At 73.6% G+C, this 22,304-nt stretch carries 20 protein-coding genes; 8 read left to right on the forward strand and 12 right to left on the reverse strand.

What is annotated here, in order from left to right; all coding sequences use genetic code 11:
- Positions 1 to 5 precede the first annotated feature (5 nt).
- Entirely contained in the window at positions 6 to 1,244 is a 1,239-nt protein-coding gene (locus ACZ6I1_RS20945) for a CapA family protein (RefSeq protein WP_469289257.1), read from the forward strand.
- A gap of 132 nt (positions 1,245 to 1,376) precedes the next feature.
- Here ACZ6I1_RS20945 and ACZ6I1_RS20950 read toward each other — a convergent pair whose 3' ends face one another.
- Entirely contained in the window at positions 1,377 to 2,300 is a 924-nt protein-coding gene (locus ACZ6I1_RS20950; RefSeq protein ID WP_469289259.1) for an SCO1860 family LAETG-anchored protein, read from the reverse strand.
- A 284-nt stretch (positions 2,301 to 2,584) separates the two neighbouring features.
- Positions 2,585 to 3,679, reverse strand: coding sequence for an amidohydrolase family protein (locus ACZ6I1_RS20955; protein WP_469289261.1), 1,095 nt, complete (start codon positions 3,677 to 3,679; stop codon positions 2,585 to 2,587).
- A 64-nt stretch (positions 3,680 to 3,743) separates the two neighbouring features.
- Between ACZ6I1_RS20955 and ACZ6I1_RS20960 the strand changes: the two genes are divergently transcribed.
- Positions 3,744 to 4,826 (forward strand): aminotransferase class V-fold PLP-dependent enzyme, encoded by a 1,083-nt coding sequence (locus ACZ6I1_RS20960; RefSeq protein WP_469289263.1) that lies wholly within the window; start codon positions 3,744 to 3,746, stop codon positions 4,824 to 4,826.
- Between the two features lie 49 nt (positions 4,827 to 4,875).
- Here the strand turns inward: ACZ6I1_RS20960 and ACZ6I1_RS20965 are convergent, their stop codons facing one another.
- From ACZ6I1_RS20965 to ACZ6I1_RS21000, 8 genes are all read right to left on the reverse strand, one after another.
- Positions 4,876 to 5,931 carry an aminotransferase class V-fold PLP-dependent enzyme gene (locus tag ACZ6I1_RS20965; RefSeq protein ID WP_469289265.1) on the reverse strand — a complete coding sequence of 352 codons (1,056 nt, stop codon included), beginning with the start codon at positions 5,929 to 5,931 and terminating at the stop codon, positions 4,876 to 4,878.
- Positions 5,932 to 6,000: 69 nt separating this feature from the next.
- Entirely contained in the window at positions 6,001 to 6,708 is a 708-nt protein-coding gene (locus ACZ6I1_RS20970) for a DsbA family oxidoreductase (RefSeq protein WP_469289267.1), read from the reverse strand.
- 64 nt (positions 6,709 to 6,772) lie between these two features.
- Entirely contained in the window at positions 6,773 to 7,381 is a 609-nt protein-coding gene (locus tag ACZ6I1_RS20975) for a GNAT family N-acetyltransferase (RefSeq protein WP_469289269.1), read from the reverse strand.
- On the reverse strand, positions 7,366 to 8,814 hold the full coding sequence (locus tag ACZ6I1_RS20980; protein ID WP_469289270.1) for a peptidoglycan D,D-transpeptidase FtsI family protein: 1,449 nt from the start codon (positions 8,812 to 8,814) through the stop codon (positions 7,366 to 7,368). The genes ACZ6I1_RS20975 and ACZ6I1_RS20980 overlap by 16 nt, the downstream gene beginning before the upstream one ends.
- Positions 8,815 to 8,876: 62 nt before the next feature.
- Positions 8,877 to 9,575: a response regulator transcription factor gene (locus ACZ6I1_RS20985; RefSeq protein ID WP_469289272.1), complete on the reverse strand. Its 699-nt coding sequence runs from the start codon at positions 9,573 to 9,575 to the stop codon at positions 8,877 to 8,879.
- On the reverse strand, positions 9,572 to 10,846 hold the full coding sequence (locus ACZ6I1_RS20990; RefSeq protein ID WP_469289274.1) for a sensor histidine kinase: 1,275 nt from the start codon (positions 10,844 to 10,846) through the stop codon (positions 9,572 to 9,574). Before ACZ6I1_RS20990 ends, ACZ6I1_RS20985 begins: the two co-directional genes overlap by 4 nt.
- Positions 10,843 to 11,826 carry a hypothetical protein gene (locus ACZ6I1_RS20995; protein WP_469289276.1) on the reverse strand — a complete coding sequence of 328 codons (984 nt, stop codon included), beginning with the start codon at positions 11,824 to 11,826 and terminating at the stop codon, positions 10,843 to 10,845. The genes ACZ6I1_RS20990 and ACZ6I1_RS20995 overlap by 4 nt, the downstream gene beginning before the upstream one ends.
- A 155-nt stretch (positions 11,827 to 11,981) precedes the next feature.
- The gene (locus ACZ6I1_RS21000; protein ID WP_469289278.1) at positions 11,982 to 12,764 is read right to left on the reverse strand and encodes an IclR family transcriptional regulator; all 783 of its coding nucleotides are present in this window, start codon (positions 12,762 to 12,764) and stop codon (positions 11,982 to 11,984) included.
- Between the two features lie 127 nt (positions 12,765 to 12,891).
- Here ACZ6I1_RS21000 and ACZ6I1_RS21005 point away from each other — a divergent pair, with 127 nt between their 5' ends.
- From ACZ6I1_RS21005 to ACZ6I1_RS21020, 4 genes are all read left to right on the forward strand, one after another.
- Complete coding sequence (locus ACZ6I1_RS21005) at positions 12,892 to 14,433, forward strand: aldehyde dehydrogenase (NADP(+)) (protein ID WP_469289279.1); 1,542 nt, start codon at positions 12,892 to 12,894, stop codon at positions 14,431 to 14,433.
- A 142-nt stretch (positions 14,434 to 14,575) separates the two neighbouring features.
- Complete coding sequence (locus ACZ6I1_RS21010; RefSeq protein ID WP_469289281.1) at positions 14,576 to 14,797, forward strand: hypothetical protein; 222 nt, start codon at positions 14,576 to 14,578, stop codon at positions 14,795 to 14,797.
- A 60-nt stretch (positions 14,798 to 14,857) separates the two neighbouring features.
- A complete protein-coding gene (locus ACZ6I1_RS21015) occupies positions 14,858 to 16,114 on the forward strand; it encodes a TerD family protein (RefSeq protein ID WP_469289283.1) in 1,257 nt (418 codons plus the stop codon).
- A gap of 113 nt (positions 16,115 to 16,227) precedes the next feature.
- Positions 16,228 to 16,404, forward strand: a complete 177-nt coding sequence (locus ACZ6I1_RS21020; protein WP_469289285.1) for a hypothetical protein — start codon at positions 16,228 to 16,230, stop codon at positions 16,402 to 16,404.
- A gap of 44 nt (positions 16,405 to 16,448) precedes the next feature.
- Here the strand turns inward: ACZ6I1_RS21020 and ACZ6I1_RS21025 are convergent, their stop codons facing one another.
- Positions 16,449 to 17,891: an alkaline phosphatase PhoX gene (locus ACZ6I1_RS21025; RefSeq protein WP_469289287.1), complete on the reverse strand. Its 1,443-nt coding sequence runs from the start codon at positions 17,889 to 17,891 to the stop codon at positions 16,449 to 16,451.
- Between the two features lie 241 nt (positions 17,892 to 18,132).
- On the reverse strand, positions 18,133 to 19,662 hold the full coding sequence (locus ACZ6I1_RS21030) for a hypothetical protein (protein WP_469289289.1): 1,530 nt from the start codon (positions 19,660 to 19,662) through the stop codon (positions 18,133 to 18,135).
- A 277-nt stretch (positions 19,663 to 19,939) separates the two neighbouring features.
- Here ACZ6I1_RS21030 and ACZ6I1_RS21035 point away from each other — a divergent pair, with 277 nt between their 5' ends.
- Together ACZ6I1_RS21035 and ACZ6I1_RS21040 are read left to right on the forward strand one after the other, a co-directional pair.
- Positions 19,940 to 21,781 (forward strand): endonuclease/exonuclease/phosphatase family protein, encoded by a 1,842-nt coding sequence (locus tag ACZ6I1_RS21035; protein ID WP_469289290.1) that lies wholly within the window; start codon positions 19,940 to 19,942, stop codon positions 21,779 to 21,781.
- 212 nt (positions 21,782 to 21,993) lie between these two features.
- Positions 21,994 to 22,248 (forward strand): hypothetical protein, encoded by a 255-nt coding sequence (locus tag ACZ6I1_RS21040; protein ID WP_469289292.1) that lies wholly within the window; start codon positions 21,994 to 21,996, stop codon positions 22,246 to 22,248.
- The last annotated feature ends 56 nt before the right edge of the window (positions 22,249 to 22,304 follow it).

Raw genomic sequence — 22,304 nt, forward strand, 5'->3', positions numbered from 1 at the left:
CGGCGATGAAGGCACCCGCGCGGATGGCCGTGGCGGTGGCCGGGCTGGCGGTCGTGGGCGGCGGGTTGTTCGCCGTGCCGCGGCTGTTCGACACGGGCTCCGCTCCGGCACCGGAGCAGCGGCTCCAGGCGAAGCCCACCGCCGCGCCCGCCGCGGAGCCCGCCGAACCGGGCAGCACGCCCCTGGCCGGGCGGCCGTTCACCCTGGTGGCGACCGGGGACATCATCCCGTACCCGTCGATCATCCAGCGGTCCGCGGAGGACGCCGGCATGGCCGGCGCGTACGACTTCCGGAAGATATTCGCCGGGGTCAAACCCCTGGTGTCCGCCGCCGACCTGGCGATATGCCATCACGAGATACCGTACGGGCGCCCCGGCGGCGCCTACACCGGCTACCCGCTCTTCAAGGCCCCGCACCAGCTGGCCGACGCCCTGAAGGACGCCGGGTACGACAGCTGTTCCACCGCCTCGAACCACACGCTGGACGACGGGTACGAGGGCCTCGCGCGGACGCTCGAGCACCTGGACCGGGTCGGCATCGCGCACGTCGGTTCCGCCCGCAGCGCGGAGGAGGCCGAGGCCCCGGCCGTGATGTCGGCCGGCGGCGCGAAGGTCGCCCAGCTGGACTACACGTACGGCACGAACGGCATCCCCCTCCCCGACGGCAAGCCGTGGGCGGTCAATCTGATCGACAGGGACGGGATCCTCGCCGACGCCCGCGCCGCCCGGGCCGCCGGAGCGAACGTGGTGGTGCTGAGCGTCCACTGGGGAACCGAGTGGCAGACCGCGCCCGATGCGCAGCAGCGCGAGCTGGCGCAGGAGCTGACCGCTTCCCGCGGGGCCGACGGACTCCCCGACATCGATCTGGTCATCGGTACGCACAACCACGTGCCGCAGCCGTACGAGAAGATCAACGGCACCTGGGTGGTCTTCGGCATGGGTGACCAGGTCGCCAGCTTCGTGCCGGCCGACAAGCTGCGCGGGAACCAGTCGTCGGTCCCCCGGTTCACCTTCGCTCCGGCGGCGGCCCACCCGGGCCGCTGGGAGGTGGTGAAGGCCGAGTTCCTCACGCAGTTCTCGGACATGGGGCCGCCGTTCCGCGTCGTCTGCGCCTCCTGCGCGGCCGCCGACCCCGCGCTTCCCGCCGGCAAGCGGAACGAGTACGCCCGGATCGACCGGCAGGTCGGCGAGGCCGTGCTGTCCCGCGGCGCGGCCGGGCAGGGGCTGGAGCACGCCACCCGCTGAGTCCGCCAGCCACCCGCCGCCAACCGCCGCCCGCCGACCGCCACCCGCCGCCCGCCGCCCGCCGCCCGCCGAACACTCCCCTCCGGGTGCTCCGCGGGCGGCGGCCCGTGCGGCGGCGGCGCCGGCGCGGTGCTACGAGGACCGGCCCCGCCGGGTCGCGAGGAGCGCGCCCCCGCCGATCCCGAGCAGGACCAGCGCGCTGCCCGCGACGTACGGGGTCACCGAACCGCCGCCGGTCTCGGCCAGGTTGGCGCCGGTGGTGGCGGCCGACCCGGTCCCCGGGCCGGTGCCCGTCCCGGTCTGCGGCTTGAGGTCGGGCTTCGCGGACGGGGCGGGGGCGGGGGCCGTCGGGGACTCGCAGTGCGCCTCGGCGAGCACGATCTCGCCCTCCACCTCGGCCACGTTCAGCTTGAGCGGGTTCACCGACACCTTCAGGCGCAGCGCGGCCGCGGCGGCGGTGGTGGAGGTGGTCTGCGTGCCGGACAGTTCCAGGCTGACCAGGCCCACGCCCGGTACCTCGACCTTGGTGGGGCCGCCCGCCGACAGGGTGATCTTCTTGCCGAGGGCGGTCACCGTCCCGAGCACGTTGGAGGTGGCCACCGGCTGCCTGCCCGCCTCGCAGACGGCCTTGGAGGTGACCTTCTCGACCTCGATGAGCGAGAGGGCCGGCAGGCCCGGCACGTGCACGCGGGCCTTGGCCAGGTTGGCCTCCGCCTCGGCCCGGTGCTTGTCGGCGGTCGCCCTGGAGGTGGCCACGTCGGCGCGGAGCACACTGACCGGCGCACCGCCCTCGACGCCGTCCAGGGTGACCGTCAGCGCCGTCTTCTCGGCCGTCGCGGGGGCGTTGACCTCGTTGAGGGTGGCCTTCAGCGGAAGGTGCACGGTCTTGTTGAGCAGGCCCACGTCCAGTCCGGTGCGCAGGACGACGGCGCCGGCCTTGCCCTCGCCCCCGGCGCCGCCGCCTCCGGTGGCGAAGGCGGGCGGAGCGGTGAGCAGGGCTACCGCTCCCGTGGCGAGCAGGGCGGCCGCGGGCATGCGGAAGGTGTTGCTGTTCAAGGTGGTGGAACCCCCGGGGAGATGGGTGCCGTCGCGCCGCCAATGGGGGACATCGCGCGCGCCGACGGCCTCGTCCCGGGAATCTTTACGCACGGTGAGTGAACGGGCGGCCACCTGACGTGAGTTCACCCCAAAGGGTGGTTTCCACGCATGTATTCGAATTTCCCCGCCTCAGGAGGAACGCGAGTTCTCTCCTTTCCCACCTTTCCCAGCGAATGCGCCGCACGCGAGCGCTTACAACGACCCTTGGACAGCCGACGTCACGCGCCGCGTCAACCCACCGCTCAGGCCCGGACCGTGCCGTTCACCACGACCCGAAGGGGCTGCGCGAGCGCCCGTACGTCGGCCCGCGGGTCCGCCACGTAGACCACGAGGTCCGCGGGCGCCCCCTCCGTCAGCCCCGGCCTGCCGAGCCACGCGCGGGCCGCCCACGTAGTCGCCGAGAGGGCGTCCAGCGCCGGAATCCCGGCCTTCACCAGCTCCCCGACCTCCGCCGCGACCAGGCCGTGCGGCAGCGAACCCCCCGCGTCGGTGCCGACGTAGACCTCGATGCCGGCGTCGTAGGCGGCGCGGACGGTGTCGTACCGCTTCGCGTGGAGCCGCCGCATGTGCGCCGACCAGTCCGGGAACTTCGCCTCCCCGCCCGCCGCCAGCTTCGGGAACGTCGCGGTGTTCACGAGCGTCGGGACGATCGCGACCCCCCGCTCCGCGAACAGCGGGATGGTGTCCTCGGTGAGGCCGGTGGCGTGCTCGATGCAGTCGATGCCCGCCTCGACCAGGTCGCGCAGCGAGTCCTCGGCGAAGCAGTGCGCCGTGACCCGGGCGCCCAGCCGGTGCGCCTCGGCGATGGCCGCCTCCACCTCGGCGCGCGGCCAGCAGGCCGTCAGGTCGCCGACCCCGCGGTCGATCCAGTCGCCGACCAGCTTCACCCAGCCGTCACCGCGCCGCGCCTCGCGCCCGACGTACTCCACGAGGTCGGCCGGCTCGATCTCGTGCGCGTAGTTGCGGATGTACCGGCGGGTGCGGGCGATGTGCCGGCCCGCCCGGATGATCTTCGGCAGGTCTTCGCGGTCATCGATCCAGCGGGTGTCGGAGGGGGATCCGGCATCGCGGATGAGGAGGGTCCCGGCGTCGCGGTCGGTGAGGGCCTGGCGCTCGGCGGTCGCGGCGTCGACCGGGCCGTGGGAGTCCAGCCCGACGTGGCAGTGGGCGTCGACCAGCCCGGGCAGGGCCCAGCCCGACACCGTGGTGATCTCGCGGGCGGCGCGCGGGCGCTCGTACGAGATCCGGCCGCCGACCACCCAGAGCTCGTCGCGGACGTCGTCGGGCCCGACCAGCACCCGCCCCTTCACGTGCAGCACATCGCTCACATCGCTCATGTCGGCACTGTACGTGCGTGCTCGATACGCTCTGCGGGTAGCCCCGGACGAAGAGAGCACCACCGTGACCCATCCCCTGCTGGACCTGCCGCCGCTCACCGCCGAGCGCTTCGCCTCGATCGAGCGGGGGGTCGCGGACCTCCTCGCCACCCGGGCGGACGTGGTGGTCACCCAGGGGGAGGCGCTGCTGCCGCTGGAGGGGTGCATCCGCTCGGGCGCGCGGCCGGGGTCGACGGCGCTGAACGTGGTCACCGGGCCGTACGGCACCACCTTCGGCACCTGGCTGCGCGACTGCGGTGCGACGGTGGTGGACCTGGAGGTCCCGTTCGACACGGCGGTGACGGCCGGGCAAGTGGCGCGGGCGCTGGCCGGGCGCCCGGAGATCGATTTCGTCTCGCTGGTGCACGCGGAGGCGGCGACCGGCAACACGAACCCGGTCGCGGAGATCGGTGAGGCCGTACGGGACCACGGGGCGCTGTTCATGCTGGACGCGGTGGCGTCGGTGGGCGCGGAGCCGCTGCTGCCGGACGTGTGGGGCGTGGACCTGTGTGTGATCGGGGCGCAGAAGGCGATGGGCGGCCCGGCGGGCGTGTCCGCGGTGTCGGTCTCGGAGCGGGCGTGGGCCCGGTTCGCGGAGAACCCGGCGGCCCCCCGGCGCTCCTACCTGTCGCTGCTGGACTGGAAGGAGCGCTGGATCGACGGCGGTCGCACGGCGCTGCCGCACGCTCCGGCGCAGCTGGAGATGCTGGCGCTGGAGGCCTGCCTCGACCGCATCGCGGCCGAGGGGCTGTCCTCGGTGACGGCCCGCCACGCGGCCGCCGCGGCGGCGACCCGCGCGGGCGCGGCGGAGCTCGGGGTGGCCCCGTACGTGGGCCGGGCCGCGGAAGCCGCCCCGGTGGCCACCACGCTGCGGGTCGCGGACGCCTCCCTGGTGGTGGCCAAGGCGCTGGCCGCGGACCCGGCGGCCCCGCTCGCCGCGGGCGGCGGGGCGCTGGCGCGGGAGATGGTCCGGGTCAACCATTACGGGACCGCGGCCTCGCTGCCCGCGGTCGAGGCCGCGCTGACGGCTCTCGCGGCCGCCCTGGGGGCCGCGCCCGCGGCGGCCGTCGCCGCGGCGGGAGCGGCCTGGGCGGCAGCGCTCGGCTGACCCGGAGCCGGATCCGGGTCCCGAACCGCAGCCGGGTCCCGCCGGGGACTCAGGACAGGACGTCCAGCAGCCGGTCGACGTCCGCCTCGGTGTTGTAGAGGTGGAACGAGGCCCGCAGGGCGCCCGCACGGGAGGCGGTGGCGATGCCGGCCTCCTGCAGGGCGGCCTGCCGGTGGGTGAGGCCGGGCACCGAGACGATGGCGGCGTCGCCGGGCACGGGCTCGTGGCCGAGGCGGGCGAGACCGGCCCGGTAGCGGGCGGCCAGGGCCGTGTTGTGGGCGTGGACGGCCTCGACGCCGATCCGCTCCAGCAGGGCCAGCGAGGCCTCGGCGGCGTGGTAGGCCAGGAAGGCGGGGGACTCGTCGAACCGCCGGGCCCCGTGGGCCAGTTCCGGCATGGGGCCGTAGGTGGCCTCCCACATGGCCTCGGCCGCCACCCACCCGGCGTGCAGCGGGGTCAGGGTGTGCTGGACCTCCTGCGAGACGGTCAGGTACGAGGCCCCGCGGGTGCCGAGCAGCCACTTGTAACCGGCCGCGACCGTGTACTCGTACGGCGAGGCGTCGAACGGCAGCCAGCCCGCCGCCTGGGTGGCATCCACGAGCATGCGGGCTCCGTGCGCGGTGGTGGCGGCGCGCACGGCGGCCAGGTCGGCCGTGCGCCCGTCGGCGGACTGTACGGCGCTCAGCGCGACCAGTGCGGTGTCCGGGCCGACCGCTTCGGCGAGGGATTCCAGCGGTGCGAAGCGCACCTTGAGGTCGCCGCGCACCACGAAGGGGTTGATGACGGACGCGAACTCGCCCTCGGGGCAGAGGACTTCGGCCCCGGCGGGGAGGGAGGCGGCGACCAGGCCGACGTGGGTGGCCACGGCCGCGCCGATGGCCACCCGTTCGACGCCGACCCCGACCAGCCGGGCGAAGGCCGCCCGGGCCCGGTTCACGCGGTCGAAGTCGCCGAATCCGGCGGGGATCCCGGCGCCCGCCGCCTCGGCCATGCCACGTACGGCCGCGACGGCGGAACGGGGGAGGATCCCGCAAGTGGCGGTGTTGAGGTAGGTGGTGGAGTGCGCGAACTCGGCGCGGACCGCTTCGGCGAGGGGAAGATCCATGGGTTCACTCTGCGCCGGGAACGACCCAAAGTCCATCGTCCGGTTTCCTTTGCGGCCCTCAAGAACCGCTTATACCTGGGGGACGGCGCACGCCCCGTCGGGCTCGCACGCATCGGCGCCCGCCGCGGGCTCCTCGATCTCGCGCCCGGCCCACGCCTGCTCCAGCGCGCGGGTGAACACCTCGGCCGGCTGTCCGCCGGAGATGCCGTAGCGCCGGTCGAGGACAAAGAACGGCACGGCGTTCGCGCCCAGTTCGGCGGCCTCGCGCTCGTCGGCGCGGACTTCGGAGGCGTAGGCGGAGGCGTCGGCGAGGACGGCCCGCACCTCTTCCGCGTCCAGGCCGGCCTGCACGGCGAGGCCGGTCAGCACCTCGGGGTCGAACACGGACCGCTCCTCGCCGAAGTGGGCGCGGAAGACGAGGTCGAGCAGCTCCTCCTGGCGGCCGCGGGCGGCGGCCAGGTGCAGCAGGCGGTGGATGTCGAAGGTGTTCCCGTGGTCGCGTCCGTCGGTGCGGTACGTCAGCCCCTCGGCGCGGGCGCTGTCTGCGACGTGCTCCTCCATGGCGCGCGCCTCGTCGAGGGTGCGGCCGTACTTCTTGGCGAGCATCTCCAGGACGGGCGCGGTGACGCCCTTGGGGCCGTTCGGGTCCAGCTCGAAGGACCGGAAGACGACCTCCACCTCGTCGCGGTGCGCGAACTCGGCCAGCCCCTTGGCGAAACGGGCCTTGCCGATGTAGCACCACGGGCAGGCGATGTCGCTCCAGATCTCGACGCGCATGTTCCTTCTTCTCTCTCCGGGTCGGGTGACGAACGTTCTCCCTTCAACCACCTGGGGGTGCGTCTCATTCCCCGGACGGTGCGGGTCCGGACGGCCGCGGCACCGTGAGCCAGAGGGTGAGGTGGGAGCCGGCCGGGGCGGGTTGCGGGTCCGGGAGCCAGCCGTGGGCGGCGTAGAAGGCCTGGGCGCGCAGGTTGTGGGCGTAGACCTCCAGGCGGACCCGCTGGACTCCGGCGCGGCGCCAGGCGTCGAGGCAGGCCGCGTGCAGGGCGGCGCCGGTGCCGCGCCGCCAGTGGAGCGGGTCGACGTGGAGCTGGGTGAGGGTGGTCTCGCCGTCCGCGGTGCGGAAGGCCGCGACGCCGGTGACCTCGCCGTCCTGCTCGGCGCACAGGACCGCGCCCTCGGCGGCGGGGCGCGCGACGGCCCGGGACCACGCCTCGCGGGCATGGGCCAGGTGCAGGTCGCCGGCGTAGGTCTCCTCGGGGACGCGCCCCCGGTAGTAGGTGGCCCGGGCCCTGGTGTGGAGGGCGGCTATGGCGTCGAGGTCTGCGGGTCGCGCGGTCCTGATCACGGGAAGGGGAACGCGCCGGGAACCGTGTCGGTTCCCGGCGCGTGGCTGCTGCGCCGCGTGGCCGAGGGAGGCGGCCGCGTGCGCGGCTACTTCTTGAGCCACGCCTCCATCATCTTCTGGGCGATGGGGGCGGCCAGCTTGCCGCCGCCGATCTCGGACCGGTCGGTGTCGGAGTTCTCGATCACGACGGCGACGGCGATCTGCTTGCCGTTCGCCTTCCCGTACGAGGTGAACCAGGCCAGCGGCGCCAGGCTGTTGTTGACGCCGCGCTGGGCGGTACCGGTCTTGCCGCCGACCTCGGCGCCGGACACCTGGGCCGGTTTGCCGCCGCCCTCGGTGGCGACCGTCCGCATGGCGTCGCGGAGCATCGAGGCGGTCTTCTCGCTCATGACCGCCTGGGACTTGGGGTCCTTGAAGCTCTCCAGCACGTTGCCGTTGGCGTCGGTGACCTCGGAGACCATGTGCGGGGCGACGAGCTTGCCGCCGTTCTCGATCGCGGCCGTCACCATCGCCATCTGGAGCGGGGTGGCCTGCACGTCGAACTGGCCGATGCCCGTCTGCGCGACCTGGTCGACCGACATCTTCGCCGAGGGGTACTTGCTGGGCGGGTTGGTGCGGACCGGGGTGTCGATCTGCTGGTTGAAGCCGAGCTTCTCGGCCATGGCGCGCATCGTGTCCTGGCCCAGCTTCGCGGCGAACTCCGCGAAGACGTTGTTGCAGGAGTAGCGCAGGGCGACGCGGGGCGAGACGTTGTTGCAGGTGGCGTTGTCGACCTCGCTCTTCAGCGGGGTGCGGGTGCCCGGGATGGTGTAGTCGCCGGGGATGCCGGTCGGCTGATCAATGTCGCTGACCAGGCCGTTTTCGATGGCCGCGGCGAGGGTGACCAGCTTGAAGGTGGAACCGGGAGCCTGCGGCTTGCGCAGCGCCACGTTCTCCATCGCCTTGCCCTTGTCGGCGGAGAGTTCCTTCCACGCCTCGCTGTCGTTGGCGCCCGTGATCCGGCCCGGGTCGAAGGAGGGGTTGTTGACGACGCCGAGGATCCGGCCCGTCGAGGGGTCGATGGCGACGGCGGCACCCTGCTTGCCCTGCAGCGCGTCGTACGCGGCCTTCTGCACCTCCCGGTCGATGGTGGTCAGGACGTTGCCCGGGGCGGCCCGCTTGTTGGTGAGCATGTCCATCATGGTCTTCAGCCGGCTGTCGGAGCCGTTGAGGACGTTCTTGTAGACACCCTCCAGCATGCTCGTGCCGAAGGCCTGGGAGCTGTAGCCGGTGATCGGGGCGTAGAGCGGGCCGTCGGTGTACGTCCGCTTGTACCCGAAGTCCTTGCCGCCCGTCTTCGTCGAGCCCGTGATCGCCTCCCCGCCCACGATGATGTTGCCCAGCGGGTTCTCGTACTGCCCGATGAGGTTGCGCCGGTTGTGCTTGTCGTCTGCGAGGGCCTGGCCTTGGTATGCCTGCACCCAGGTGACGCGGACCAGCAGGGCCAGCACCAGGAGCAGACAGAAGACCGACGCACGCCTGATCGTCTTGTTCATCCCCCGGAAGGACGCACCAGCTGCCCCAGCCGTTCCGCTCTGCCCCGATTGTGGCGGGGTTCTCAGCTTTTCTTCATGAAGCCCCCCTCGTACGCGGCGATGACCGCCTGGGTCCGGTCGCGAGCTCCGGTCTTGGCGAGGACCGAGGCGACGTGGGTCTTGACCGTCTGCGGCCCGACCCCCAGGCGCTCGCTCATCTCGTGGTTGGACAGGCCGGTGGCCATCAGCCGCAGTACGTCGGCCTCACGGTCGGTGAGCCGGGCCACCCAGGGGGCGGCGGGCGCGGCGGCGGCCGTGTGCGCGGCCGCGAGGGAGCGGACGGCGGCCGGGAAGAGCAGCGAGTCCCCCCGGGCGACGAGGCGTACGGCGCCGGTCAGCTCGTCGGGGTCGGCCCGTTTGAGGAGGAACCCGGCGGCCCCCGCGCGCAGCGCCCCGTAGACGTAGGAGTCGTTCTCGAAGGTGGTGACGACCACGATGCGGGGCGGCTCGGCCATGGTGGCGAGGATCTGCTCGGTGGCCCGGATCCCGTCGATCTCGGGCATCCGGACGTCCATCAGCACCACGTCGGGGGCGAGGGAGCGCACCAGCGGGACGGCCTGCGCCCCGGTGGCCGCCTCCCCGACGACCTCCAGGTCGGCTTCGGCCTCGAGGATGACCCGCAGGGCGGTGCGCACCATCCGCTCGTCGTCGCAGAGCACGATGCGCAGCGGGGGCCGGCCCGCCGGAACGGGCGATGTGGCGGGCGTGCTCGGGGCGGTCATCGGGCGTCCTCCGCGAGCGGCAGGACGGCCCGGAGCCGCCACCGGTCCTCGTGCGGACCGGCCTCGACGCGGCCGCCGAGCAGTGCGGCCCGCTCGGCGGCGCCGCGCAGTCCGCGGCCCCCGGTGGTGCGGGGCCCCTTGCCCTGCGGTGCGGCGGGCGGATTGGTCATGGTGATCTCCAGTTCACGGTGTCCGGTCGCGGCCGCGTCCCGTACGCGGATCCGCAGGTCCACGGCTCCCGCGCCGTGCCGCAGGGCGTTGCTGAGGCCCTCCTGGACGATGCGGTACGCCTCGCGGGAGGCGATCGCCGGCAGGTGCGCCCAGTCCCGGGCGGGTCCGGGGTCCTGGTCGGCGGTGACGGTGGTGCCCGAGGCCCGGGTGCGCGCCAGCAGCCCGTCGAGGTCGGCGGCCAGCGTCGGAGCGGGCCCGGTGCCGGGCCCGGCCGGGTCGCCGTCGCGCAGCAGGCCCAGTACGGCGTCGAGTTCGCCGACCGTCCGCCGGGTGGTGTCCTCGATGGCGGCCAGTGCCTCCCGGACGAACCCGGGGTCGCTGTCGAGCACCCGCCGGGCGGCGACCGCCTGGAGGGTGACGGCGCTCAGCGCGTGCCCGACCGCGTCGTGCAGCTCCCGGGCCAGCCGGTTGCGCACGGCGAGGTCGGCGGCCCGCTCCTCGGCCGCGGCCAGCCGGTCCGCCGCCGTCGGCCCGAGCAGGACGGGCGCCAGCCGGGCCAGCAGGGCCCCGGCCCCGGCGGCGCACAGGGCGAGCCCGACCAGCAGGCCGGTCCCGAGCAGCGGGGCGACGTACGGCTCGGCTTCGGTGCTGATCCAGCCCAGCCCGTCCACGGTGTCCCGCAGCCCGCTCACGAACGGCAGCGCGATCAGCACCACCGCCATCGGCGGGACGGCGAGGGTCATCCCGCTGATCACCGCCCCGACCCCCAGGTGCAGGGTCCACCAGGCCGAGGTCCGGCCCCGCGCGGCCCAGGACCGCGCCGGCCCTTCGGCCAGCCCCTCCCCCGGCACCGCGCACATGGCCCGGACCGCGGCCACGGACAGCGGCCGGACCAGCCCGAACACCGCGGTCACGGCGGCGATCGGCAGGGCCGCCGCATAGGCGGCGAGCATAAGAGGGAAGGAGCTGAGGGCATTGACCCCGCCGGCCGCCATCCCGACCCCCACCTGGGCGAGGAGGAAGTACGGCATCAGCAGGGCCCCGCCGAGTATCAGGTGGACCCAGCGCAGCCTGGCCCGGGCCCCGAACAGCCGGTTCACGGGGCGCGGCGGGCGGTGAGGAACCGCACGAGGACGACGGCCGAGAGCAATCCGATGATCATCTGGCCAGCGTAAGCCGCGAGGACCGCTCCGGTCGGCCCCTCGCCCCCGTCCAGCTCCGGTCCCAGCGCGGCGATCAGCATCCACGTCCCCCAGCTCAGCGCCGCTCCCGCGCCGATCCAGGCCATGCCGAGCGGCCACCGCGCCCGGAGCTCCCCGCCACGGGCCAGGAACAGTGCGCCCGCTCCCGCGGCCAGCGCGCACATTCCGTGGACGGCCGACACCATGCCCGCCTCCGCGGAGTACGCGGCCGCCCGCTCGGCGCCCAGCCCGGCCGTGCCGCCGAAGGCCCAGTACGCGTACACCGCCGCGACCGCCAGGCCGGCCGCCGCCGCGGCTGCCGCCACCACCCCCGTGGATGACGGCAGCCGCACCCCCGCCACGCCCTGCCGGAGCCGGCCCCAGCGCTCCCGCGCGTAGGGCACGAACAGCCCTGCCAGGGCGAGTCCTTGGACGATGAAGCCGGTATAGACGACGTGGAAGACCCAGGGATCCAGGAAGGGCTCCCGCCCTCCGTCCCCGGCCGGCCCGGCACCGAAGCCGAGCAGGCGTATGAGCAGTTGGCCCGGGAACCCCAGGACGATGGGGGTCAGCAGTCCGGTGGCGAAGAAGACCGGGACGGTCAGCAGCCAGGACGGCACCCGCATGCCCCAGGGGCGGGTGAGCAGCAGCACCAGCAGGATCACGCAGGAGTCCATGGCCAGCGTGACGGAGTTGGCCGCGGTGAAGAACAGTCCCGGCTCGTTCAGCACGCTGCCGGCCGGTATCCCGATCCGGCTCCCCGCCAGCCAGGCGGTCTTGAGCGTCAGATACGGCACGGTGGCGGCCAGCGCCACCACCCGCAGGATCCGCCGCCCGGTCCCCAGGGCGGGGGCCGGCGGCTGTGTCGCGTACGTCGCGTGAACGGCTCGTGTGGTCATGACCCAACGGTCCCTCCCGCGCCGCCCCGCCACCTCCCCCTCAATGGGGAACCGCCTCCCCCGGCCGGGGGAGGAACCATCCCCTCCGCCGTCGTGCGCCCAGCGCCTCGCACCCCCAGCGCGTCGTACCCGCAGCACTCCACATCCGCCGCGCCTCACATCCGCCGCGTCACCACCGACAGCCGGTCCCGCGCCTCGAACAGCGCCGCCTTGATGACCTGCTCGTGCTCCGCCGTCAGCCGCGCCACCGGCACCGAGCAGCTCACCGCGTCCCGCGCGGGCGTCCGGTACGGCACCGCCACCCCGAAGCAGCGCAGCCCGAGCGTGTTCTCCTCCCGGTCCAGCGCGTAACCCTGCTCCCGCACCAGCGCCAGCTCCTCGATGAGCCGTTCCCGGTCGGTGACGGTGTGCTCGGTGACCGCCTCCAGCCGCCGCGGCAGCAGGGCCCGCACCTCCTCGTCCGTGTGGGTGGCCAGCAGCGCCTTGCCGAGCGCCGTGGAGTGCACCGGCAGCCGCCGCCCGACCCGGGTGAAGGGCCGCAGGTAGTGCCGGGACGGGCGGGTCGCCAGGTACACCACGCTCGTCCCGTCCAGCCGGGCCAGGTGGATGGTCTCCGTGGTGTCGTCGGAGAGCCGGTCCAGGGTGGGCCGCGCCGCCGCGACCACCTCGTCGCCGTCGATGTACGAGCTGCCGACCAGCAGCGCCCGCACGCCGATGCCGTAGCGGGTGCCCGTCGCGTCCGTCTCCACCCAGCCCAGGTCCACCAGCGTGCGCAGCAGCATGTACAGGCTGGACTTGGGCAGGGACAGGTCGTGCTGGATGTCGGCGAGGCTGTGCAGCCCGGGCCGCGACGCGAAGTGCTCCAGCAACAGGACCGTGCGTACCGCCGATTTGACCGGCGACGCCGGGACCGTGCTTCCCGATTCGGTCGTCGTCATGCGCCTGCTTCCCCTCTGGCCGCCTCTTGTCACGCCGAGGACGCGGAAATAGAGTCCGCAGCAGATGTGATCATTCATCCACCGGAACGGCGTTCAGAATACTGAACGATCCAGGAGGCAGCGGGCCATGACAGCGACACCAGTCTGGAGTGTGGACCCCCGCACCGGGAAGCAGCGCGAGCAGGTTGCGGTCGAGGCCACACCGCGGGAGGTGGACGAAGCCGTACGGACCGCCCACGCCGCCCGCGGCGCGCTCGCCGACGCCGCCGTCCGCGCCGCCTTCCTGCGCACGGCCGCCGACCTCCTCGACGAGTCCGCCGCGCACGTGGTCGAGGCCGCCGACGCCGAGACCGCACTGGGCCCGGGCCGGCTCACGGGGGAACTGGCCCGCACCACCGGCCAGCTCCGCGCCTTCGCCGACGCCGTCGAGGACGGGTCCTACCTCGACGTCCGGATCGACCGCGCCGATCCCTCCCTCACCCCGCCGCGCCCCGAACTGCGCCGCTACAAGGTGCCTCTGGGCGTGGTCGCGGTCTACGCCGCCTCCAACTTCCCGCTGGCCTTCTCCGTCCCCGGCGGGGACACCGCGAGCGCGCTGGCAGCCGGCTGCCCGGTGGTCGTCAAGGCGCACCCCGACCACCCGGCCACCTCCGAGCTGTGCGCCTCGCTGCTGCGCCGCGCGGCCGTCGCCTCGGGGCTGCCGGCCGAAGTCGTCTCCGTGGTGCACGGGTTCGACGCCGGTCTCGCGCTGATCAGCCACCCGCTGGTGGCCGCCGCCGGGTTCACCGGGTCCATCCGCGGCGGGCGCGCCCTCTTCGACGCGGCCGCCGCCCGGCCCGTGCCGATCCCCTTCCACGGCGAGCTGGGCTCCCTCAACCCCGTCGTGGTCACCCCGGCCGCGGCCGTCGAGCGCGCCGAGGAGATCGGCAGCGGGCTCGCGGGCTCGGTCACGCTCGGCGTCGGCCAGTTCTGCGTGAAGCCCGGCCTCGTCCTGGTCCCCGAGGGCGCGGCGGGCGACCGGCTCACCGGGGCGCTCACCAAGGCGCTCGGGGAGACCGAACCGGGGGTGCTCCTCGACCACCGGATGCGGGAGAACTTCGTCGCCGGGGTCCGCGAGCGGGCCGCGCTGCCGGGCGTCGACGCGCCCGTCACCCCCGGCTCGGGCGGCGACCACACCGTCGGCGCCGGCTATCTGACCGTGCGGGCCGCCCGCCTCCTCGACAGCGCCCCGGGCGGGGAGTACGAGGTGCTGCTGGAGGAGTGCTTCGGTCCGGTCACCGTCGTCGTGCGGTACGCCGACCAGCGCGAGGCGGGCGCGGTGCTCGGGCGGCTGGGCGGCAACCTGAGCGCCACCCTCCAGTTGTCGGCCGCCGAGACCGAGGGTGCGCCCGGCCCGGCTTCCGAGCTGATCGGGCAGGTCACGGAGCTGGCGGGCCGGATCGTGGTCAACGGCTGGCCGACCGGGGTGGCGGTGGCCCCGGCCCAGCACCACGGCGGCCCGTACCCGGCGGCGACCTCGCACTCCACCTCGGTCGGCGGGACCGCCATCGAGCGCTGGCTGCGCCCGGTGGCGTACCAGTCCGTCCCGGACGCGCTGCTTCCGCCCGAGCTGCGCGAGGGCAACCCGCTCGGGCTGCCGCGTCGCGTGACGGGCGCCGCGGGAAGCTGACGGGCCCGGCCGGTCCTGCCGGAACCCCGCAACTCGCACGGCCCGCCCCGCCGCAATCGCGTGCCCGCCCGACCGCGATCGCGTGCCCGCCCCGCCGTAATTCCGTTGCCTGCCCCGCGCCCCGCGGGGCAGGCTGCGGCGCATGCCCAAGCCGCACGGATTCTCGTACGAACGCCACCGCGACCACTCCGTCGCCATCACCCACCAGGGCCGTGCCGCGGTCACGCTGCGCGGGAACAGGGCGGAGAAGTTCCTGACCGAGGTGGAGTCCGGCGACGCCCAGCTGGTCATGGCCCGCTGGACCGGCGCGTACAAGTTCGGCAACGAGCGCACGGCGAAGAACCACCCCCGCAACCGGCGCTGAAATCTGCCGGGGGCGAGGGAACGGCACAGCACCGCCGGTCGTTCTCCGGGCATGACCGCTATGACCCCTGGATCCAACCTGCCGCTCAATGCCGTCCGTGTGACGGTGGACGTGGCTGCGCCGGTACGGCTCGACGTATCGGGCCTGCTCCTGACGGCGGACGGCAAGGTGCGCTCCGACGCCGACTTCATCTTCTACAACCAGCCCTCGGGGCCCGGTGTCAGCTACCGGTCGGGCGGAGGAGCAGCGCCGGACTCCATCACCGTGGACACCGCGGCGCTGCCGCCCGGCATCGAGCGGATCGTGGTCACGGCCAGCCCCGACGCCGCCGGGCAGACCTTCCAGGGCGTCGAGCCCACCGCCACCGTGCGCAACGCGGACGGCGGAGCGGTGATCGCCAGCTTCACCCCGCCGCAGCTCGGCTCCGAGACGGCGCTCGTCGTCGTCGAGGTGTACCAGCGCGGCGGCGTGTGGAAGGTCCGCGCGGTCGGCCAGGGGTACGCGAACGGCCTCGCCGGCATCGCCACCGACTTCGGCGTCTCCGTGGACGAGGAGCCGGCCGCCGCGCCGGCCGCCGTCGCCCCGCCCGCGCCGCCGGCTCCCCCGGCGCCCCCGGCCCCGCCGGTCTCCTACGCGCCCTCCCCCTGGCTCGGCGGTACGACGCCCACGACCCCCAGCGCCCCGGTTCCGCCCGCACCGCCGGTGGCCCCGGCCCCGGCCGCGCCCGTCGGCGGCAGCGGAAAGATCAACCTCGACAAGGGCCGGGTCAGCCTCCAGAAGAACCAGACCGTCTCCCTGGTCAAGGGCGGCCGCCCGCTGCTCTCCCAGGTCAAGATGGGCCTCGGCTGGGAGCCCGCGTTCCGCGGCCGGGACATCGACCTCGACGCCTCCGTCATCGCGTACGGCCCCCAGCGCAACCACCTCGACAGCTGCTACTTCGGCAAGCTGTCGATCCTGGGCGGGTCCATCAAGCACTCGGGCGACAACCTGACCGGCGAGGGGGCTGGCGACGACGAGGTGATCGTCGTGGACCTCGGCCGGCTCCCCGCCGACGTCACCGGCCTGGTCTTCACGGTCAACTCCTTCTCCGGCCAGAAGTTCACCGAGGTCGCCAAGGCCTACTGCCGCCTGATGGACGCGGCCAGCGGCGAGGAGCTGGTGCGCTTCGACCTCACCTCCGCCGAACCGCAGACCGGGGTCATGATGGCGAAGCTCATCAAGCAGTTCAGCGGCGAGTGGGAGATGACGGCCATGGGCGAGTTTGTGAAGTCCCGCACAGTGCGCGGCATGGTCAAGCCGGGCTCGCAGGCCCTCTGAGCAGGTGGGCGGGCACGGGAAGACGCAGGGCGCCACTCGGGCGCCCTGCCGGGTGATGGATGCCACGCGTAATCCGGGAGTGGCTGTCAGTGCCCGCCCGTAGCCTTGGACTCATGCACAAGTCAGTCATCCCCGCGGGGCCCGCCCGCCCGTCCGCCGCAGAGGCGAACGAGGCGATACGGCACCTCGTGGAGACCCGGGTGGACGGCGAGTGGCCCTCGGAGGCGTATGAGTTCCTGCTCACCGAGTGGGCCGCGGCCTCCCACACGGAGCTGTCCGCGGCCCCGTAGGCGCGCGCCGGGCGTTCGGCGAGCCGGCCTGCGGCCGTACGCGGTCAGTGGGCGGTGCGCCGCCACGGCCCCGTGATGGCCAGCATCACGCCCGGATCCTGGATGCTGACGTACAGCGTGCGCCCGTCCGGGGAGAAGCAGACACCGGCGAACTCCCCGTACTCGGGCTCCTCGGCCGTCCCGACGTTCAGCTCGTTGCGTGCCAGCGGATAGGTGCGGCCCGACTCGGTCGCGCCGAACAGGTGCTGGAGGCCCGAACCGTCCTCGGCCAGGACCAGGCCGCCGTACGGCGACACGGTGATGTTGTCCGGGCCGTCGTAGCCGCCGCCCGTCGACGGGTCCGCGTTGACCCCGATCAGGACGGTCAGCCGGATCGTGCGCCGCTTGGGGTTGTAGAACCACACCTGGCCGTCGTGTGCCGCGCCCGGGCTCTCCTCGCGGGCGTAGGAGGAGACGAAGTACGCGCCGCCGTCGGCCCACCACATGCCCTCCAGCTTGCGCCCCCGCGTCACGACGCCGTCGGCGAACTGCTTGCGCACCGGCACGGTCCGCGCGTCGCGGTCCGCCACGTCCACCCAGTCGACCCCGTAGACGGTGCCGATCTTCGTGGCGCGCGAGAGGTCGTCGACGAACCGGCCCGAGCTGTCGATGCACTTGGCGGCCTGGAGCACGCCCGAGTCGGCGGCGAGGGTACGGAGCTTGCCGCGCCCGTGGCGGAAGCCGCTGGGCGGGGTCCAGCGGTAGAACAGCCCGTTGGGGCCGGAGGCGTCCTCGGTCAGGTAGGCGTGCCCCTGGCGCGGGTCGATGACCACGGCCTCGTGGTCGTAGCGCCCGAAGGCCTTGACGGGCTGCGGGTCGCGGTTGGCGCGGCGGTCGTGCGGGTCGACCTCGAAGACGTAGCCGTGGTCCTTGGTCATGCCGTTCTTGCCCGCGAGGTCGGAGTTCTCCTCGCAGGTCAGCCAGGTGTCCCAAGGGGTGGAGCCGCCCGCGCAGTTGGTCGACGTACCGGCGATGCCCACCCATTCGGCGACCTCGCCGCCGCGCCGGACCTCGACGACCGTGCAGCCGCCGGCCGCGGCCGGGTCGTAGACGAGGCCCTCGGCGAGCGGGACGGGGTGGGTCCACTTCGACCTCGGGCCCTTGAGCTCGTGGTTGTTGACGAGGAGGGTGACGCCGCGGCGGCCCTCGAAGGCGGCCGTCCCGTCGTGGTGGGACGGGGTGCTCTCGCCCGACTCCAGGGTGGTGACCCCGCTGTGCGTGAGGACGCGGTAGGTGAATCCGGCGGGGAGGGCGAGGATGCCGGCCGGGTCGGCGATGAGCGGGCCGTAGCCGGGCTCGCAGGGCCGTCCGTGCTCGTCGCGGGCGGTGCCGTCGTCGGCGGCCAGGGCGCCCGGGGCGGTGGCGAGGGCGCCGACCGTCCCGGTGAGCGCGACCCCCGCGCCGGCGATGACGGTACGGGCGGTGAAGTCTCTGCGGCTGAGCGGCATCGGGTCTCCAGGGGTGGGGAGTGGTGCGCCTGTCGTGCAGTCGTCGGCGCACACGCTCCCGCCCGCACGTGAACGGCGACTGAACTACCCGGTAAGAGGAGCCGACCCCTTGCCCGTGGCCGGAATGGCCAGCTCCGGCCGCGAAATTGACGCATTGCCGACGCCGGCCAGGCCCGGCCGACGCGTCGGCACGGCCCGCTCCGTCGCGCGGTCACGGCCCACCCCCGCCCCTCCCAGGGGTTCAGGACTGCCGCGACCGCGCCTTGAACGCGGCCTTGCGGGCCTCCTTGGCCGCCTTCCTGTCCGGGTGCAGCCGCCCCATCGCCTCCAGGACGAACGCGGTCGACGGGTGCTCCACCCGCCACACCTGCTCGAAGAAGCCGGCGTGATGGGCGGTCAGGGTCTCCATCAGCTGCGGCAGCTCCTCGGTCTCGCCGTCAGCGGCCAGCTGCGCCGCGATCGTGTCGACCGTCAGCCAGAACACCATCGTCGGGTCCGGCGCCGGTACGTCGGCCACCCCGCGCTCGGCCAGCCAGACCCGGGCGAGCCCGCCGAGCTCCCCGTCGTCCAGCACCGCGCGCACGGCGGGCTCCGCCTCCGGCCCGGCCGGTGCGAGGGCCTGCTGGCAGCGCAGCCGCCGCAGCGGAGCCCCCTCGTCGTCGCCGCGTGCCGCTGCCAGCAGTTCGGCGACGGCCGTGGGCACGTCGCGGCCGGTCAGCCAGGCCTCGATCTCGGCCTGGGCGGCGCCCTCCGCGTAGTGGGAGACCGCGTCGAGCAGCGCGTCCGCGCCCTTGTCGGCCAGTTCTCCCACGGCGGGGGCCTCGACCCCGGCCTCCAGCAGCCGGGCTCGGATCCCGTAGAGGCCGAGCGGGGTCAGGCGGACCATCCCGTAGCGGGAGACGTCCTCGTCGTCGGGGTCGGCTCCGCCGGCGGCGGCGATCTGCTCGTCTTCCGCCTCCGCCAGCAGCTCCTCGTCGACGGGCCGGAACTCGACCAGTCCGATGGGCTCCAGCTGCCGGAACTGGTCGTCGAGGCGCATCATCGCGTCCGAGACCTGCTCCAGTACCGCGTCGGTCGGCTCGCCCATGTCGTCGGGCACCACCATGGACGCGGCGAGCACCGGCAGCGGAACTGGTCGCTCCGCCGCCCCTCCCTCGGTGACGGTGAGCAGGTAGAGGTTGGTGAGGACCGCGTCGAGGAAGTCCTCCTCGCGCCGCGGGTTCCAGTCCAGCCGCTCGAAGTCGATGTCCCCGCCGGCGTCCAGCGCGTCGACGAGGTCGTCCAGGTCGGGCACGGCCGCGTCGGCCAGCACGCTGTCCAGGGCCGCCAGCCACAGGTCCAGTACGTCGCCGGGCGCCCCGCCCGTCACCAGCGCGAGGTCCTCCCCGGGGGCCGCGGTACCGAAGCGCGCCCGGTCCGCGCCGGCTTCCGCGCCGTCCGGTGCCGCTTGCCCGATGCCCGGTGCCGCTTCCGCGCCGTCCTCCTCCGGCTCGGTCACGTCCACCAGCCCGGTGTCCAGGGCCACCCGCCAGGCCTGGCTCGCGTACACCGCGGAGTCCGCGTCGGCGGCGTCGAGGCCGAGCAGCGCGGCGGCTTCGGGGAGCTGGTCGGCGACGAGTTCGCCGCCGGCGTCGACGCGGGTGCCGGGTCCGGCCCAGCGCGCCAGCCGTACCGCCCGGGCGAACAGCGGGGCGACGAGGGCGTCGCGGGCCAGTTCCGCATCGGAGTGCAGCCGTACCGGCGGCAGCGTGGGGTGCGGCTCTGCGGACATGGGTCGGTTCTCCTCGCGGATCGCGCAGTGGTGGGGCGGGGTCGGCCCGTCCGGCGACCCAGCGTAGACGCAATTCGGGCGGCTCCGGCGGGCCATCGGCTTTGGTTCATCCCACAGTCAGCTGCCGTATTCCCTGGAGCCCTTGACAACGTTGCTGGCCACACAGGAAATTGACGCGCGTAGATGTTTCGGGAGCCGCAAGCCTCCCGCAGACCTCCTGCCCGCAGTCCCGTCCATCCCTGCCGTCTCCCTTCATCCCACACCGGAGTTCCCGCTCATGCGCTCCTCGCATCCCCGTTCCGCCGCCGTCGCGGCCCTCGTCGCCACCGCACTGGCCACCGGCCTGCTGGCGGGCTCCGCCGGCGCGGCCGAAGGCTCCGCGACCGACGGTCCGGTACGCATTCACGACATCCAGGGCACCACCCGGATATCCCCCCTCGCCGGCAAGCAGGTCGCCGACGTCGAGGGCATCGTGACGGGCGTGCGGACGTACGGTTCGCGCGGCTTCTGGATCCAGGACCCCGACACCGACGACAACGAGGCCACCAGCGAAGGCGTTTTCGTCTTCACCGGCTCGGCGCCGACCGTCGCCGTGGGCGACGCGGTCAAGGTCTCCGGCCTGGTCGGCGAGTACGTGCCCGGCGGCCTCAACTCCGGCAACCAGTCGGTGACCCAGATATCCAAGCCGGTCGTGACGGTCGTCTCCTCCGGCAACGCGCTGCCCGAGGCCTCCGCGATCAACGAGTACGCGGTGCCCGCCGAGTACGCCCCGGCCGGCGACCCGGCCGCCGCGGGCAGCATCAACGGCCTGGCCCTGGAGCCCTCGCGCTACGCCCTGGACTTCTACGAGTCCCTCGAGGGCATGAACGTCAAGATCGGCACCTCGCGCGTGGTCGGCGCCACCGACCCGTACGCGGCGATGTGGGTCACCGTGAAGGGCTGGGAGAACCCCACCAAGCGCGGCGGCACGCTCTACGGCTCCTACGAGTCCCAGAACACCGGCCGCCTCCAGATCCAGCAGCTCGCGCCGCTCGCGCAGCAGCCCTTCCCGGTGGCGAACGTCGGCGACAAGCTGACGGGCACCACCGAGGGCCCGCTGGACTTCAACCAGTTCGGCGGCTACACCCTGGTGGCGCGCGCCCTCGGCACCGTCACGGCGGGCACCCTCGCCCCCGAGAAGACCAAGGCGCAGGCCGAGCACGAGCTCGCGGTGGCCACGTACAACGTCGAGAACCTCGACCCGACGGACCCGCAGGAGAAGTTCGACGCGCTCGCCAAGGCGGTCGTCGAGAACCTGGCCTCTCCCGACATCCTCGCCCTGGAGGAGATCCAGGACGACAACGGCGCCAAGAACGACGGCACCGTGTCCGCCGAGCAGACGCTGACGAAGTTCACCGCCGCGATCGCCGCGGCGGGCGGCCCGGCCTATCAGTGGCGGACCGTCAACCCGGAGGACAAGAAGGACGGCGGCGAGCCCGGCGGCAACATCCGCCAGGTGTTCCTCTTCAACCCGGCGCGGGTCTCCTTCACCGAGCGCACCCCCGGTGACGCGGTGACGGCGACCGGCGTGGTCGAGGAGAACGGCAAGGCCGCCCTGACCCACTCCCCCGGCCGCATCGACCCCGCGAACCCGGCGTGGGCCGACAGCCGCAAGCCGCTCGCGGGCGAGTTCGTCTTCCGCGGCAAGACGGTCTTCGTGATCGCCAACCACTTCGGCTCCAAGGGCGGCGACGAGGCCCTGACCTCGCACCACCAGCCGCCGGTGCGCAAGTCGGAGGAGAAGCGACTGCTCCAGGCGCAGGCCGTGAACGGCTTCGTGAAGGAGATCCTGGCGGCCGAGAAGAACGCCAACGTCGTGGTCCTCGGCGACATCAACGACTTCGAGTTCTCGGCGACGACGGCCGCGCTGGCCGACGGCGGGGCGCTGTACCCGGCGATCAAGTCGCTGCCGAAGTCGGAGCGGTACTCGTACGTCTTCCAGGGCAACGCCCAGGTGCTGGACCAGATCCTGACCAGCCCGGCGATCAAGAAGTTCACGTACGACAGCGTCCACATCAACGCGGAGTTCGCCGCCCAGAACAGCGACCACGACCCGCAGGTGCTGCGCTTCAAGCCGTAGCCCCCACGACCGCAGAGGGCCCGGAGCCGTCCCTCCGGGCCCTCTGCCACACTCCCGTCGGCCAGGGCGGGGGTCGTTGTCGGACAAGTAGGGGACTTTCGACCCTGGCGTGACGCTCGACACATCCCTACCGAATCGAGCGCCCGTGGTGTTGAGTGTCCACACGCCCGATCTTGTACCGCCTTGTACCCCCGCACTCCCCGGAGGACCGCGTGTTCCCCTCCATCACCCTCGCCCAGGAAATCGGCCTCGCCGTCCTGTTCGTGGCCGCCCTCGTCTGGGTGGCCGGACTCGGTCACATGCTGTGGGACAGCCGCTTCCACCACCCGGAGCCCGCGGCCGTCGAGGGCCTCCCGGTGATCCCGGCCCAGCGCAGCCAGGCCTCGCACCCGATGGAGTCGGTGGAGCTGACCGAGGCGGAGCAGCAGGCCTTCGCGGGCCTGATCCGCACGATCCCGCTGCACTGACCGCGGCCCCGGCCCCCGGCCGTCGGCCGCCAGACCGCGTGAAAGCGCCCTCCCGC

This window comes from Streptomyces sp. NPDC046303, from assembly GCF_055588085.1.